The organism is Cellulomonas sp. SLBN-39 (assembly GCF_006715865.1).
GTDB lineage: Bacteria > Actinomycetota > Actinomycetes > Actinomycetales > Cellulomonadaceae > Cellulomonas.
Genome location: NZ_VFOA01000001.1, coordinates 68,048 through 83,193 on the forward strand (window position 1 = coordinate 68,048; position 15,146 = coordinate 83,193).

Consider the following 15,146-nt stretch of genomic DNA (forward strand, 5'->3'; position numbering starts at 1 on the left):
GGAGCCGGTGTTCGTGACGTGGAAGAGCCTGGCAGCGGGAGGGCCCCTCGGCACGCCGAGAGGCCGAATTGCGCGATCGCCGCGCTTTGCTATGTGGTCGCGCGTCCAGGCCTCTGACCTGCGATCTCATCCAGCTCTCATCGTCCGCATGGTGAGACGGGTGCTGTGGTCGCGGCTGGGAGAGCGCACCCACGACGCAGCGCGACCGCCGGACGGGTGACCCGTCCGACGGTCGCGCAGGGCCCGCCTCAGCGGCGCCCGACGAACCAGCCCCGCAGCATGTCGACCCGCTGCTGGATCTCGTCCGGCGCCGCCAGCGCGACCTCCGGGCCACCGCACCGGCGGCGCAGCTCGGCGTGCACGGTCGCGTGCGGCTGACCGCTGCGCCGCGCCCACGCGCCCACCAGCTGGGCCAGCTCCTTGCGCAGCGCCGCCTGCTGGCGGTGGTCCATCTCCGGCTTCGGCGGCGGCTGCTGCGCCGCCCGGCGCGCGCCCTGCTGGTCGGCCTGGCGCTGGCGCAGCAGCGTCGTCACCTGGTCGGCGTCCAGCAGGCCCGGCAGGCCGAGGAAGTCCAGCTCCTCGTCCGAGCCGACCTCGGCGCCCGTGCCGAACTCGCCGCCGTCGAACAGCACGCGGTCGAACGAGGCCTGCGCCTCGAGCGCCTGGAACGCCCCCACCACGCCGTCCGCACCCACCGCGTCGGCCGTGCGCCGCTCGGTCTGCGCGTCGAGCAGCAGCGACGCCTCGAGGTCGTCGCCCTCCTTCGTCGGGCGGTCCAGCGCGTGGTCGCGCTCGACCTCCATCGTCGAGGCCAGCTCGAGCAGCGTGGGCACGCTCGGCAGGAACACCGACGCCGTCTCCCCGCGCCGCCGCGCCCGGACGAAGCGTCCGACCGCCTGCGCGAAGAACAGGGGCGTCGACGTGCTCGTGGCGTACACGCCCACGGCCAGGCGCGGCACGTCCACACCCTCGGACACCATCCGGACCGCCACGAGCCAGCGCGAGTCGCTCGCGGCGAACTCCTCGATCCGGTCGCTGGCCCCGTCGTCGTCCGACAGCACGACCGTCGGGGACGTGCCCGTGATCCGGGCCAGGTGGCCGGCGTAGGCGCGCGCGTCGGTCTGGTCGGTCGCGATGACCATGGCACCCGCGTCGGGCACCGCCCGCCGGACCTCCGTCAGCCGCCGGTCCGCGGCCTGCAGCACCGACGGGATCCACTCCCCCTCGGGGTTGAGCGCCGTGCGCCACGCCTGCGCCGTCATGTCCTTGGTCAGCGGCTCGCCCAGCCGCGCGGCGATCTCGTCGCCCGCCTTGGTCCGCCAGCGCATCGAGCCCGAGTAGGACAGGAAGATCACCGGACGCACGACGTGGTCCCGCAGCGCCTCGCCGTAGCCGTAGGTGTAGTCCGCCACGGAGCGCCGGATGCCCTGGCCGTCCGGCGCGTACTGCACGAACGGGATCGGGGCGGTGTCCGAGCGGAACGGCGTCCCCGTCAGCGCGAGCCGGCGCGTCGCCCCCTCGAACGCCTCCCGGACCGCGTCGCCCCACGAGAGCGCGTCGCCGCCGTGGTGCACCTCGTCGAGGATCACCAGCGTCGGCTCGGCACCGGTGCGCGCCGCGTGCAGCGCCGGCTTGCTCGCCACCTGCGCGTACGTCACCGCGACGCCGTCGTACCCCGCGCCGTGCCGCCCCTGGGCGTTGGTGAACCGCGGGTCCAGGCGGATGCCCACCCGGGCCGCGGCGTCCGCCCACTGCTTCTTCAGGTGCTCCGTCGGGGCCACGACGGTGACGCGGCGCACCACCCGGGCCTCGAGGAGCTCGGTGGCGATGCGCAGCGCGAACGTCGTCTTGCCCGCGCCCGGGGTGGCGACCGCGAGGAAGTCGCGCGGGGCGCGCGTGCGGTACTGCTCGATGGCCTCCGCCTGCCAGGCCCGCAGGCTCCCAGCCGCACCCCAGGGCGCACGCGCCGGGAACGCCGGCGGCAGCTGCGACGCCGCCGACGACGACGGGTGCTGCGGCGTGTGGGTGGGGGTGGGCAGGGACGCGGGGCGGCGTGCCGCGCTCACGCGCCGCCCGAGCCGGAGCCCTTGCCCCGCCCGAAGCCGAAGAAGCCGCGACCGCCGCCGCCACCGCCCGCCCCGTCGGAGCCGCCCTCGCCGTCCTGCGGCTCGCGCAGACCCTCGTAGATCTCCTTGCAGACCGGGCAGACCGGGAACTTGTTCGGGTCGCGGCCGGGCACCCAGACCTTGCCGCAGAGCGCGACGACCGGCTTGCCGGACATCGCGGACTGCATGATCTTCTCCTTGCGCACGTAGTGCGCGAAGCGCTCGTGGTCGCCAGGCTCGACCTGCTCCTCGGACTCCGTGCGCTCGAGGACGGACGTCCCCGAGCGGGTGTCCGGGCCGAACGGGTCGTCGGGCCCGGAGGGCTGCGGGGTCGGCTCGCTCATGGCCGACATGCTACGTCGCGCCCCGCGCCGGGAGGGTCCACGACCCTCCCGGCGCAGAACCCCCGGCAGCCCCCTGCTCCCCCGGGATCCCGGCAGCCTCTCCCCTCAGATCGTCTGCCAGGACGGCTTGTCGGCCCACGTCTGCCGGTAGTGGTCGGCCAGCTGGAGCCGGCTCGCCGCGGCGTCGTCGACCAGGACGGTCACGTGCGGGTGCATCTGCAGCACCGAGCCCGGCCACAGCGCGGTCACCGGCCCCTCGACGAGCTGGTGCACCGCCTGCGCCTTGTGCCGGCCGGTCGCGACGAGCACCAGGTGCCGGGCCTCCAGCACCGTGCCCAGGCCCTGGGTCAGGCAGTGCGTAGGCACGGCCTCGACGTCGCCGTCGAAGAACCGGGCGTTGTCCTCGCGCGTCTGGCGCGTGAGGGTCTTGATGCGCGTGCGCGAGGCCAGCGACGAGCCCGGCTCGTTGAACGCCACGTGCCCGTCCGTGCCCACGCCGAGCACCTGCAGGTCCACGCCTCCGGCGTCGGCGATGGCGCGCTCGTACGCGGCGCAGGCCGCCGGGAGGTCCGCCGCCAGGCCGTCAGGGCCCTGCACGGCCTCCGACGGCAGGTCGACGCGCGAGACGAGCTCGGCCTCGATCACGGTGCGGTACCGCTGCGGGTGGTCCGCGGGCAGGCCCACGTACTCGTCGAGCAGGAACCCGCGCGCACGGGCGAACGACAGCCCCTGCTCGGCGTGCCGCCGCGCGAGCTCGTCGTACACGGCCAGCGGGCTCGAGCCCGTCGCCAGGCCCAGCACGGCGTCCGGGCGCGCCGCCAGCAGCCGCTCGACCGCGTCCGCCGCGAGCTGCGCCAGCCGCGCCACCGGCGCGATGACGACCTCCATCAGTCCACCTCTCCTCGTCCCACCAGGGCGGCGCCGACGGCGCCGACCGGCACGTCCGGCGGCGCCAGGCGCAGCCGGTCGGCCACGCGCAACGACGCCAGGAACGGCGACGCGCGCGACTCGTCCTCCAGCACGGCGCGCACGGCGCCGAGCAGCGGCTCGCCGAGCCGGGCGACCCCGCCGCCCAGCACGACGCGGTCCACGTCGCAGGTCAGCACGAGCACCCGCACCGCCGAGGCGACGGCCCAGGCGAACCGGTCCCGGACGGCGCGGGCCTGCGCGTCACCCGCCGCAGCGGCCTCGAACACCTCCACGGGCGAGGGCCGGCCCGTGCGGGACGGCCAGGCGGCGTCCAGCGCGCTGCCCGACGCGTACTGCTCGACGCACCCGCGCTGCCCGCACTTGCAGGGCAGCCCGTCGGGCACCAGCGTCAGGTGCCCGACCTCGCCGGCGGCGCGGTGCGCCCCGCGGCGCAGCCGACCGTCCAGCAGCAGACCCGCCGCGACGCCGGTGCCCAGGGCGAGGAACGCCAGGTCGCGCCCCGTCCCGGGCGGGGCGGGCACGGCGTGCTCGGCACCCAGGACGGCCACGTTGAGGTCGTTCTCCAGGTGCACGCGCCCCGGCAGGCCGAGGACCTCGGCGACGGCCTCCGCGAGCGCGAACCGGTGCGTGACGCCGACGTTGACGGCGTGCTCGACGCTGCCCGTGACGGGGTCGACGACGCCGGGCACGCCCACCCCGACGCCGACGAGCGCGGCCGGGGGCACGCCGTGGTCGGCGGCGAGGGTCCGGACGGCGGTGGCGACGGCGTCGACGAGCCCGTCGGGCCCGGGGACGGTGGGCGCGCGGTGGGTGCCGACGAGGGTGGCGTGCGGGTCGAGCAGCGCGGCGAGCACCTTGGTGCCGCCGATGTCGACGCCGACGGACCAGCCCGGGGCGACCGCGGCGGGCGCGGCCGGCGCGCCCTCGTCCGCGAGGGTCGTGGTGCGCATCCCTCAGCCCTTGACCGCTCCGGAGACCAGGCCCCCGGTCATCCGACCCTGCACGAGCAGGAAGAACACGATCACCGGGACGGCGACGAGCACCGAGCCGGCCATGAGCGCGCCCCAGTCGGTGGCGCGGGTGGCCTGCTGGAAGGTCCGCAGCCACACGGGCAGGGTCATCGACTCGGGCCGCTGCATGATGATCAGCGCCATCACGAACTCGTTCCAGGCCTGCAGGAAGGCGAAGACGCCGGTGGCGACGAGCCCGGGGGCCAGCAGCGGGAACGTGATCGCCCAGAACGCCCGGCCGCGCGAGCACCCGTCGATCATCGCGGCCTCCTCGAGCTCGACCGGCACGCCCGCGACGAACCCGCGCAGCGTCCAGATCGTGAAGGGCAGCACCCCGGCGAGGTACACCACGCCGAGGCCGAGCGCCGTGTTCAGCAGCCGCCAGCCGTCGACGAGCTGGAAGACCGAGATCATCATGGCCTCGGCCGGGATCATCTGGACGACGAGGATCGACAGCACGAACGCCCGCCGCCCCCGGAACCGGAACCGGGTGACGGCCAGCGCACCGACGAACGCGAACAGCATGGCGGCGACGAGCACGCCGAAGGTGACCGTCAGGGAGTTGCCGAGCGCCGGGAGGAACGGCGACCGCTCCTGCTGGAAGATCGCGGTCCCGTAGTTGCGCAGCGTCAGCTCGTCGGGCCACAGGTGCAGGCGCGGGCCGATGATCTCGCTCGTCGGCAGCAGCGAGGTGTTGACCATCCAGTACACCGGGAAGGCGAAGGCCGCCGAGACGAGGACGGCGACGACGCCCCACCCCCAGGTCGCGGCACGGCGGCGCAGCGGCGGCCGGCGCAGCGCGACCGGTGCGGCCGACCCGCGGCCGCGCGACGTGGCCGCGGGTGCCGGCGCGGCAGGTGCGAGGCTCACAGCTCCCCCTCGTCCTTGATCGTCGCGCGCACGTAGTACGCCGAGATCACGAGCATGATGATGGTGAAGAGCACGGCGATGGCGCTGGCGGCCCCGTAGTGGCCCTGGGCCATGCCCATCTCGTAGATGTAGACGCCGAGCGTGCTCGTCTCGGCCTTGATCCCGCCGATGCCCTGCAGCACGAAGATCTGCGTGAAGACCTTGAGGTCCCAGATCATCGACAGCACGATCAGCACCGTGTAGATCGCCCGCACGAACGGCACCTGGATGCGGAAGAACCGCGCCGGCCCGCTCGCACCGTCCAGCTGGGCGGCCTCGAGGACCTCGCCGGGGATCTGCGTCAGACCGGCGTAGAGCGTGAACGCCACGAACGGGACGGCACCCCAGACGATGACGAGGCTCGCGACGGCGAAGAACTGCAGGGGGTCGATGAGCCAGGAGTGGCCCATCCAGCTCTCCCCGGTGGCGGACGTGAGCAGGTGGTTCACGACGCCGTACTGGGTGTCGAAGATCCAGCCCCAGACGAGCATCGCGGCGAGCGGCGGCATGGCCCAGGCCAGCAGCAGCCCGACGGACAGCACGAGACGCATCACCCGCCCGAGCCGGACGAGCAGCAGCGCGACGAGCGTCCCGACGGTGATCGTGGCGACGACGCAGGTGAGCATCAGGCCGAAGCTGCGGGCCGTGACGTCCCAGAACCGGGCGTCGGTCAGGGTGCTGGTGTAGTTCTCGAGGCCGACGAACTCGGCCGGGACGCCCATGAGCTGGGCGCGCTCGTACTCGTGGACCGAGAGCCAGAGCATGCGCACCAGCGGGTACCCGGTGACGACGAGGAGCGCCGCGAGGCTGGGTGCCAGCAGGAGCCAGGGCAGCAGACGTCCGGTGCCGATCGCGCGCGACGCGCGCGGCGTGGGGGCGGCGCCCGGGGGCGCGGCCAGTGCGGTGGAGCTCATCGGGATCCTTCGCGTGGGGCGGCCGGAGCGCGTCGGGCCCCGCCGCCGGTGGAGGCGGGGCCCGACGCACGCGGTGGGGTGCGTCGGCTGGGTCAGCCGTTGAGGATCGACTCGATGGTCGCGTCGAGCTCCTCGGCGATCTCGGTGACGTCACCGCCCTGCGCGATCTGCACGAGCGCGTCCTGGATGACCTTCTGCGCCTCGACGTCGCCCCACTTGGGCGAGGCCGGGGTCAGCCGCGAGCTGGCGGCGGCGGTCGCCGCGGCCTGCGTGATCTCGTCGTCGGGCAGGGCCGAGGCGAGCGAGACCCTGGCCGGGATCAGGCCGTTCTCCGCGAGGATCGTCTGGTACTCGTCCGAGAGCATGATCTCCAGCGCGGACGTGGCCAGGTCGGGGTGCGCGGACCTGGCCGCGACGGCGACGTTGGAGCCGCCGGCGAAGACCTCGGCCGCACCGCCGTCGGCACCGGGCAGCGCGAACGCGTGCAGGTCGGAGCCGTAGGTCGAGGCGCAGCCGGGGACCTCGGCGTCCTCCTCGGCGACGATGGACCACTTCATCCAGCTGGGCGCCGAGAGGAACGTGGTCGCGCCCTCGCAGAACGGCACCTGCAGGTTGGTCTCGTCACCGTCCTTGGGTGCGAGCGACGCGTTCTCGAAGAGGTCCTGGACCTGCTCGAGCCCGGCGATGCCGCCCTCCGAGGAGAAGCCCGCCTCCCAGGTGCCGTCCGCGCCCTGCTCGGCGACGAAGCCGCCGTTCTCCCAGACGAACGGGAGCATGTTGTACCAGTCCTGGCCGGGGAACCAGACGCCGGAGTGGTCGTCGGTCGTGGCCGCCTTGGCGGCGTCGACGTACTCGTCGAGCGTGGTGGGGACCTCGGCGTCGCCCAGCAGCTGCTCGCTGTAGAACACGACGCGCGAGCCCGCGTAGTACGGCGCCGCGTAGAGCGTGCCGTCCCACGTGCCGACCTCGACGAAGCCGGGCAGCAGGTCGTCGCCGCCGAGGTCCTCGCGGGCGTCGTCCAGGGGGGCGAAGAAACCGGCGGACGTGAACGTCGGCGCCTGGGTGTTGCCGACCTCGACGACGTCGGGGCTGTCCGAGCCGGACAGCGCGGTGGTGAGCTTGTCGACGAGGCCGTCCCAGGCCTGCTCCTCGATGACGAGGGTCGAGCCGGGGTTCTGCTCCTCGAAGGTCTCGACGAGGAGCTCGCGCGCCGCGTCGGGCGTGTCGGTGCCGACGAGCCAGACGCGGATCTCGGCGCCCTCCGCGTCGTCGGTCGCGCCGCCGCCGGTCGAGCCGGACGAGCACGCCGTGAGCACGAGCGCCGCCGCCGCACCGACGGCCGCGAAACGTAGGATCTTCACGTTGGGGTTTCCTCCCATGAGCGAGGCTGCCGTCGCTGCGACGGTGCCGGGGGGTGCACTTCCGACCTGCAGGACGGCCGGCTCGGGGTCGTCACGTGATCCCGAGCTGGCCCTGGAGGACGAGGACCGCGGCACCTGCCAGTGCCGCGTCCTCGTCCGACGCCGCCGCGCGCACCCGCAGGTCGTGCCCGATCACGGGCATGGTGCGGTCGCGCACGGTGGCGAGCGTCGCCTCCCGCAGGGGTCCGTCGAGCAGCTCCGGCGGGCCGGAGAGCAGGACCTCGGCGAGGTTGAGCGCGCTGACGACGGGTGCCAGGGTCCGCCCCAGCATCCGTCCGACCGACGCCAGCGCGGCGTCGGAGTCCTCGGGGGCCAGACCGGCCGTGCGCCGGCGCAGGGCCGGGGCGCTCAGGACGGTCTCGAGGCAGCCGTGGCGCCCGCACGCGCACGGCTGCGGGGTCTCGCCGGGCGTCGTCTCGTCGACCACGGTGACGTGGCCGATCTCGCCGGCGGCGTGGCCGCGTCCGCGCACGAGGGCGCCGTCCACGACGAGCCCGGCGCCGACGCCCTGCCCGACCGTCACCGTCATGGTGCTGGCCGCCGCTCCCCCGTAGGTGTGCTCGCGCAGGGCCCGGGTGTTCGCGTCGTTCGCCACGTGCACGGGCGCGTCGAGGAGGGCGGCGAGGTGGGCGGCCAGGGGCACCCCGGACCAGCCGCGGTTGGGCGCCTCGAGCACGACCCCGGCGTCGTCGATGACGCCCGGCGAGGCGATCCCGACACCGATCACCGGGCGCTCGGCCGCGGCGACGAGCGCGGCGCACAGCCCCTCGACGGTCGCGACGGCGGCGTCGCCGGTCGCCCCCTGCCAGGGTGCCGAGCGACGCGTGACGACGTCGCCGGTCAGCGTCATGACGGCGCCGCGGGCGGTCTCGTCGTCGGTGAGGTCGACGGCGACGACGGCGTGGTCGGTGCTGCGCAGCCCGACGAGGGTGGCGGGCTTGCCGACCTTGCCCTCGGTGCGCACGCCGAGCTCGGCGACGAGGCCCTCGGCGATGAGTGCCGCGACGAGGTCGGACACGGTCACGCGGGTGAGCCCGGAGCTGCGGGCGACGTCGGCGCGCGACGAGGGGCCGTGGTGGAACAGGTGCCCCAGCACGAGCGAACGGTTGTGCGCGCGGGCGTGCTCGGGCAGCACCTTGGTCGTGGGGCGCAGCGCGCGCCCCACCCCCTGCCTCGGCGCCGCGGCCGGTCTCGTCCCTGTCGTCACGTTTGTTAGTAGACCTTCCTTACAAATCCCCGTCAAGAGCAGAACGTGACCGTGATCACCTTGTGACCGGACGTTCACACCGACGAATCGCCGCCGACCACACCGCGTGACGTGCGAGCGTCGTCGCAGGTCAGAGGCCCGCAGACGTCGACGGCGCACGCGTCGGAGGCGCCCGGCAGCACACCCGGGGGCGGCCCCGCGCAGGAGACCGCTCTCCCCGCTCCCCCTGTGCACGTGCACAGGGGCCGGCCGAACCTCACGCAACTCTCATCGCGCGAACCCCCGCGAACCGGACGAACCGCCCTAGGGTCGCTGCTGGTCACGAGGCGCCCGACGGGCGTCACACGGGGCCGTCCCAGTCCGACGGCGCTCGCCGCCCCCTCCGACGAGAGCAGACATGAGCACACCTGTCGCACGTCCCGCCCGGTTCCGCCCGAGCGCACGACGCCTCCCCAAGCCGGTCGCCGTGGCGATCGCCGTGGCGTTCGCGCTCCTGACCACCGTCGCGGTCGCCCGCGTCACGTTCGCGGCCTCCGACCCGGTCGACACCACCTCCTGGTACACGCTCACCAGCCGCAAGAGCGGCCTCGTGCTCCAGGCGCAGGGCACCGCCGCCGGCTCCGGCCTCACGCAGGCCGCCGCCACGGGTGCCACGTCGCAGCAGTTCCGCTTCGCCACCGGCTCGGGCGGCACCTACCGCCTCGTCAACCGCGCGTCGGGCCTCGCGGTCACCGTGCCGTCGGGCTCGACCGTCACGCAGGCCGCGGACACCGGCGCCACCAACCAGCTGTGGAAGACGGTCGTGCAGAGCGACTACGTGCGCCTGGCGACGACCTCGGGCACCGTCCTGCAGATCACCGGCGCCTCGACCAAGGCCGGCGCCGCGATCCAGACCGGCACCGACGGCAAGTCCTACCACCAGCAGTGGGAGATCACGCGCGTCGGCGCGGCGACCGGCGGCACCACGCCGTCCGCGACGCCGTCCGCGTCCGCCACGCCCAAGCCGAGCGCGTCGGCCACCGCGAGCGCCACGCCCAAGCCGACGGCCACCGCGACGCCCGCCCCCAGCACCGGCGCCTTCGCCAAGTGGCCGACCGCCACGGGCGAGCAGAAGGTCACGGCGACCATCAAGATCTCGGGCACGCGCGACCTGGGCATGGTCCGCTACTACGGCCTGTCGTCGGGCGACCAGTCGGAGAGCCAGCCGCCGATGTTCCAGCTCGAGGACGGCGCCGTGCTCAAGAACGTCATCCTCGGCGAGGGCGCGGCCGACGGCGTGCACTGCCTCGGCACCTGCACGCTCGAGAACGTCTGGTGGGAGAACGTCGGCGAGGACGCCGCGACCTTCAAGGGCACCTCGGCGTCGCAGACCATGACGGTCAACGGCGGCGGCGCGCGCTCGGCGTCGGACAAGACGTTCCAGCACAACGGCCCCGGCACGTTCGTCATCAAGAACTTCCAGCTGCAGGACTTCGGCAAGCTCTACCGCTCGTGCGGCAACTGCTCCAAGCAGTACGCCCGCACGGTCAAGGTCGAGAACGTCCTCATCACCGCCCCCGGCAAGTCGCTGGTCGGCATCAACTCCAACCTGGGCGACAAGGCCACGCTCTCCGGCGTGACCATCGTGGGCGACTCGTCGAAGAAGATCGCGATCTGCGAGGAGTACAAGGGCGTGACCTCCGGCGAGCCGAGCAAGGTCTCGTCGGGCCCGAGCGCCGCGTGCGGCTACACCGCCTCCTCGATCACCTACAAGTGATCGACCCCCGTCACCCGGGGGCGTCGGCCCAGCCGAGCGCACCCGGGTGACGGACGGAGCGCGCTGCGGTCAGCACCGCCGACCGCAGCGCCTCCACCGGGCCGGCACCGCCGGCCAGCGCGGCAGCGACCGCTCCGTGCAGCACGTCGCCGGCCCCGAGCGTGTCGACCACCTCGTCCGCCGGTACCAGCGGCGGCTGCACCTCCTCCCGCACGACCCCCGTCGGGCCGGTCCGGCGCACCCGGACCGGCCCGGCGCCGGCGGAGCGCGCCACCGTCACGGGCCCGAGGCCCGCCACGACGTCGAGCAGCGCGTCCACCGCGGCCGCACCCGCACCCGCTCCGAGGGGCCGCTCCCCCGCCGGGACCGTGAAGACCGCCGACAGCACCGCGTGGTCCACGACCCGGAGCAGCCGGTCGAGACCCGGCTTCCAGCTCCCCCCGTCGAGCAGCACCGGCACGTCGCGCTCCTGCGCGGCGCACGCGACCGGCACCGCGGCGCCCAGGTGGTGCCCGTCGACCAGGACGCACGTGGCCCCCGTGAGCACCCCGGGCAGCACGGCGGCGGCCGACCGGGCGAGCACGTCGGGCGGCAGGCCGGCGCCGTTCGCGGAGGCGACCGCCCGCTCCCCCGTGCCGGCCGTCACGAGCACGGTCGAGACGGGCACCTGCCACGCGCCCGCGCCGCCGTCGAGGAGGTCGACGACCTCGACCCCGCGCGCCGCGAGCCCGGCGCGAGCGGCCGCAGCGACCGCGCCCGCGCCCAGCGCGGTGACCAGCGTGGTGGGGACACCGAGCGCGACCGCGGTCGCGGCGGCGTTCGCCGCCGGACCACCGAACGCCACGTGCCCGGCCAGGGCCACGACCTTCTCGTCGGGGCCCGGGACCCGCTCGACCACCTGGACGACGTCCAGCGTCGTCAGCCCGCAGCACACCAGCCTGGGTTCCACGCGGCCATCCTGCCGCGGGGCACCCCGGCGTCGAACCGTTTCACGGGCTCGCCCGCACCCGCGCCCGGCTGGTGCACTGCGAGAGCAGGGCAAGAAAGCGGTTTCCGACGCCGTCCCGCCCGGGTCCCGGTCGTCCGGCGCGCACCGCACCCCGCGGGCACCCGTCCGCGGGCCGACGGGCGAGGAGGAACCATGCAGGAGAACCCGAGACCGCCGCGCCGCTGGCGCGCGGTCGTCGGCGCTGTCGTCGCCGCCGTCCTGGCCGCCGGCGTCGGCGTCGGCACGGCCGCGGGCGCGCAGGCCGCGACCGTCGACACGAGCACCTGGTACGTGCTCGTCAACCGGCAGAGCACCAAGGCGATGGAGGTCGCCGGCTGGTCCACCGCCGACGGCGCCGTGGTCCAGCAGTGGGCGCGCAACGACGGCGCCTGGCAGCAGTGGCGCTTCGTCGCCGCAGGCGACGGCTGGTACCGCCTGGTCAACCGCCACTCCGGCAAGGCGCTCGACCTGTGGGAGTGGAGCACCGCCGACGGTGCGTCGTTCCGCCAGTTCACGGACCTGAACGCCACCAACCAGCACTTCAGGCTCACCGACTCCGAGGGCGGCCGCGTCCGGCTGCTCAACCGGCACTCCGGGAAGGCCGTCACCGTCACCGACCGGTCCACCGCCGACGGCGCCACGGTCACCCAGCTGACCAACCTCAACCAGTACAACCAGCAGTGGCAGCTCGTGCCGGTCGGGTCGGTGGGCTCGAACCCCGGCACCGGCTTCCCCGCGTGGCCGACCACCACCGGGCAGGTCGACGTCTCGGCGACCATCGCGATCTCCGGCACGCGGGACATGGGCATGGTCCGCTACTACGGGCTCGGCGACGAGGGGCAGGACGAGGGGCAGGACCCGATGTTCCGGCTCGCCGACGGTGCGGTCCTGAAGAACGTCATCCTGGGCACGGGCGCCGCCGACGGCATCCACTGCACGGGCACGTGCACGCTGGAGAACGTCTGGTGGGAGGACGTCGGCGAGGACGCCGCCACGTTCCGCGGGAGCAGCGCCTCGCAGACCATGACGGTCGTCGGCGGCGGCGCGCGCTCGGCGTCGGACAAGGTCTTCCAGCACAACGGCCCCGGCACGTTCGTCATCCGGAACTTCCAGGCCTCGGGCTTCGGCAAGCTCTACCGCTCGTGCGGCAACTGCTCCACGCAGCACGCCCGGACGGTCCGGGTGGAGAACGTCCAGGTCACCACGCCGGCGTCGTCCCTCGTCGGGATCAACTCCAACTACGGCGACCGCGCGACCCTCACCGGCGTCATCATCGTCAACGACGCCTCGCGCAAGGTGGCGGTCTGCGAGGAGTACCGCGGCGTGACGTCCGGGGAGCCGACGAAGATCAGCTCGGGGCCCAGCACCGCCTGCGGGTACTCGACGTCCTCGATCACCTACCGGTGACGGCCCCCTGACCGCTGCCACCGACCCGCGGCCGTGCACGGTCGACGACCCACCAGGTCGTCGCCCCGAGCACGGCCGCGGCCGTCAGCACCGACACCCAGGGGCCGGCCAGGTCGGCAGCCACGTGGGACGCGACGAACGCGGCCAGCGCGACCGCCACGACCAGCACCGTGCGCGCCGGGCCGACCCGCGGCCACGCCCGCACGACGCACCACGCCCCGGCCGCGAGCAGCACCGCACCGCCCAGCCACCGCACCCCCGTGACCTGCGCCGCCGCGAAACCCAGCACCAGCCCTGCCGCCGCCACCACCCACACCGGTCCTCGCACGCCCCCACGGTACGGGTGCCCCGACCGACGTCCCGTGCACGGGGTGCCGCCGGGGTCCTACGGTGAGGCCTGACCGACCGCACCGACCCCCGGAGGCACCTGTGCCCACCCCGCCCATCGACCCGACGACCACGTCCGCGTGGCAGGACCTCTCCGAGCACGAGAGCACGCTGACCCCCGACCTGCGGGGCTGGTTCGCCGAGGACCCGGGCCGCGCGCAGCGCCTGACCCACCAGCTCGGCGACCTCACCGTCGACCTGTCGAAGAACCTCGTCACCGACGAGACGCTGGCCCTGCTGGTCCGGCTCGGCGAGGAGGTGCAGCTCGCCGACCGCTACCAGGCCATGATCCGCGGCGAGCACATCAACGTCACCGAGGACCGCGCGGTCCTGCACACGGCGCTGCGGCGCCCCGCGGACGCTCAGCCGCCGCTGCTCGTCGACGGCCAGGACGTCGACGCCGACGTGCAGCGGGTGCTCGGCGAGGTCTTCGCATTCGCCGAGAAGGTCCGCTCCGGCGAGTGGACCGGGGTGACGGGCGAGCGCGTGCGCACCGTCGTCAACATCGGCATCGGCGGCTCCGACCTCGGCCCCGTCATGGTCTACGAGGCCCTAGAGCCGTACGTGCAGGACGGCCTGGAGGTCCGGTTCGTCTCGAACATCGACCCCACGGACCTCGCGCAGAAGACCGCGGACCTCGACCCGACGACGACGCTGTTCATCGTCGCGTCGAAGACGTTCACGACCCTGGAGACCCTCACCAACGCCCGGCTGGCCCGGACGTGGCTGTGGGAGGGCCTGCTCGCGGGCGGGCACATCGCCGACACCGACGCCGACCGGAAGGGCGCGGTCGCCCAGCACTTCGTCGCCGTCTCCACGGCCCTGGACAAGGTCGCGGACTTCGGCATCGACCCGACCAACGCGTTCGGGTTCTGGGACTGGGTCGGCGGGCGCTACTCCGTCGACTCCGCGATCGGCACGTCGCTCGCGATCGCGATCGGCCCCGACGCGTTCGGCGAGCTGCTGGCCGGCTTCCACACGGTCGACGAGCACACCCGCACGACCCCGCTCGCGCAGAACGTGCCCTTCCTCATGGGCCTGCTCAACGTCTGGTACGTGAACTTCCTCGGGGCGCACACGCACGCCGTGCTGCCCTACGCCCAGCAGCTGCACCGCTTCGCCGCGTACCTGCAGCAGCTGACGATGGAGTCCAACGGCAAGTCGGTGCGCTGGGACGGCACGCCCGTCACGACCGCCACCGGCGAGGTGTTCTGGGGCGAGCCCGGCACCAACGGGCAGCACGCGTTCTACCAGCTCATCCACCAGGGCACCCGCCTCATCCCGGCGGACTTCATCGCCGTGGCCAACCCGGCGTACCCGCTGAAGGACGGCGGCACCGACGTGCACGGCCTGTTCCTGGCGAACTTCTTCGCCCAGACCAAGGCCCTCGCGTTCGGCAAGACCGCCGACGAGGTCCGCGCCGAGGGCACGGCCGAGGCGATCGTCCCGGCCCGGGTGTTCTCGGGGAACCGCCCGACGACGTCGATCCTCGCCCCGGCCCTCACGCCGGCGGTCGTGGGCCAGCTCGTCGCGCTGTACGAGCACATCACGTTCGCCCAGGGCGTCGTGTGGGGCATCGACTCGTTCGACCAGTGGGGCGTCGAGCTCGGCAAGAAGCTCGCCATGGAGATCGCCCCGGCGGTCGAGGGCGACGCCGCCGCGCTCGCGGCGCAGGACCCGTCCACGCAGGCGCTGATCCGGCGCTACCTGGAGCTGCGCGGCTGACGCACCACCGACGGCGCCGTCCCCGGCCGGGGGCGGCGCCGTC

13 protein-coding genes are annotated in these 15,146 nt (G+C 74.2%); 3 read left to right on the top strand and 10 right to left on the bottom strand.

From position 1 onward, the window contains the following. Positions 1 to 248: 248 nt before the first annotated feature. The 8 genes from FBY24_RS00325 to FBY24_RS00360 all read right to left on the bottom strand — a co-directional run bounded on the left by FBY24_RS00325 (position 249) and on the right by FBY24_RS00360 (position 8,840). Entirely contained in the window at positions 249 to 2,066 is a 1,818-nt protein-coding gene (locus FBY24_RS00325; RefSeq protein ID WP_142157080.1) for a DEAD/DEAH box helicase, read from the bottom strand. Further along, a complete protein-coding gene (locus FBY24_RS00330) occupies positions 2,063 to 2,449 on the bottom strand; it encodes a DUF3039 domain-containing protein (protein ID WP_140460218.1) in 387 nt (128 codons plus the stop codon). Before FBY24_RS00330 ends, FBY24_RS00325 begins: the two co-directional genes overlap by 4 nt. 105 nt (positions 2,450 to 2,554) lie before the next feature. Next, positions 2,555 to 3,337, bottom strand: coding sequence for a glucosamine-6-phosphate deaminase (gene nagB / locus FBY24_RS00335; protein WP_142157082.1), 783 nt, complete (start codon positions 3,335 to 3,337; stop codon positions 2,555 to 2,557). Next, positions 3,337 to 4,329 (bottom strand): ROK family protein, encoded by a 993-nt coding sequence (locus FBY24_RS00340; RefSeq protein WP_142157084.1) that lies wholly within the window; start codon positions 4,327 to 4,329, stop codon positions 3,337 to 3,339. The genes nagB and FBY24_RS00340 overlap by 1 nt, the downstream gene beginning before the upstream one ends. Positions 4,330 to 4,332: 3 nt before the next feature. Beyond that, on the bottom strand, positions 4,333 to 5,259 hold the full coding sequence (locus FBY24_RS00345; RefSeq protein ID WP_370510947.1) for a carbohydrate ABC transporter permease: 927 nt from the start codon (positions 5,257 to 5,259) through the stop codon (positions 4,333 to 4,335). Further along, positions 5,256 to 6,212 carry a carbohydrate ABC transporter permease gene (locus FBY24_RS00350; protein WP_142157086.1) on the bottom strand — a complete coding sequence of 319 codons (957 nt, stop codon included), beginning with the start codon at positions 6,210 to 6,212 and terminating at the stop codon, positions 5,256 to 5,258. The genes FBY24_RS00345 and FBY24_RS00350 overlap by 4 nt, the downstream gene beginning before the upstream one ends. A 92-nt stretch (positions 6,213 to 6,304) precedes the next feature. Further along, entirely contained in the window at positions 6,305 to 7,591 is a 1,287-nt protein-coding gene (locus FBY24_RS00355; protein WP_142157088.1) for an extracellular solute-binding protein, read from the bottom strand. 73 nt (positions 7,592 to 7,664) lie between these two features. Next, complete coding sequence (locus FBY24_RS00360) at positions 7,665 to 8,840, bottom strand: ROK family transcriptional regulator (protein WP_142157090.1); 1,176 nt, start codon at positions 8,838 to 8,840, stop codon at positions 7,665 to 7,667. A gap of 397 nt (positions 8,841 to 9,237) precedes the next feature. Between FBY24_RS00360 and FBY24_RS00365 the strand changes: the two genes are divergently transcribed. Continuing rightward, a complete protein-coding gene (locus tag FBY24_RS00365) occupies positions 9,238 to 10,596 on the top strand; it encodes a pectate lyase (RefSeq protein WP_142157092.1) in 1,359 nt (452 codons plus the stop codon). Between the two features lie 10 nt (positions 10,597 to 10,606). Here FBY24_RS00365 and FBY24_RS00370 read toward each other — a convergent pair whose 3' ends face one another. Then, positions 10,607 to 11,545: a PfkB family carbohydrate kinase gene (locus tag FBY24_RS00370; RefSeq protein ID WP_142157094.1), complete on the bottom strand. Its 939-nt coding sequence runs from the start codon at positions 11,543 to 11,545 to the stop codon at positions 10,607 to 10,609. 192 nt (positions 11,546 to 11,737) lie between these two features. On the opposite strand from FBY24_RS00370, the gene FBY24_RS00375 reads away from it, so the two are divergent. Next, positions 11,738 to 12,991 (top strand): pectate lyase, encoded by a 1,254-nt coding sequence (locus tag FBY24_RS00375; protein ID WP_142157096.1) that lies wholly within the window; start codon positions 11,738 to 11,740, stop codon positions 12,989 to 12,991. Here the strand turns inward: FBY24_RS00375 and FBY24_RS00380 are convergent. After that, complete coding sequence (locus tag FBY24_RS00380) at positions 12,978 to 13,319, bottom strand: hypothetical protein (RefSeq protein WP_142157098.1); 342 nt, start codon at positions 13,317 to 13,319, stop codon at positions 12,978 to 12,980. The two genes, FBY24_RS00375 and FBY24_RS00380, sit on opposite strands and share 14 nt — an antisense overlap. A gap of 101 nt (positions 13,320 to 13,420) precedes the next feature. Between FBY24_RS00380 and pgi the strand changes: the two genes are divergently transcribed. After that, positions 13,421 to 15,103, top strand: coding sequence for a glucose-6-phosphate isomerase (pgi, locus tag FBY24_RS00385; protein ID WP_142157100.1), 1,683 nt, complete (start codon positions 13,421 to 13,423; stop codon positions 15,101 to 15,103). Positions 15,104 to 15,146: the final 43 nt, after the last annotated feature.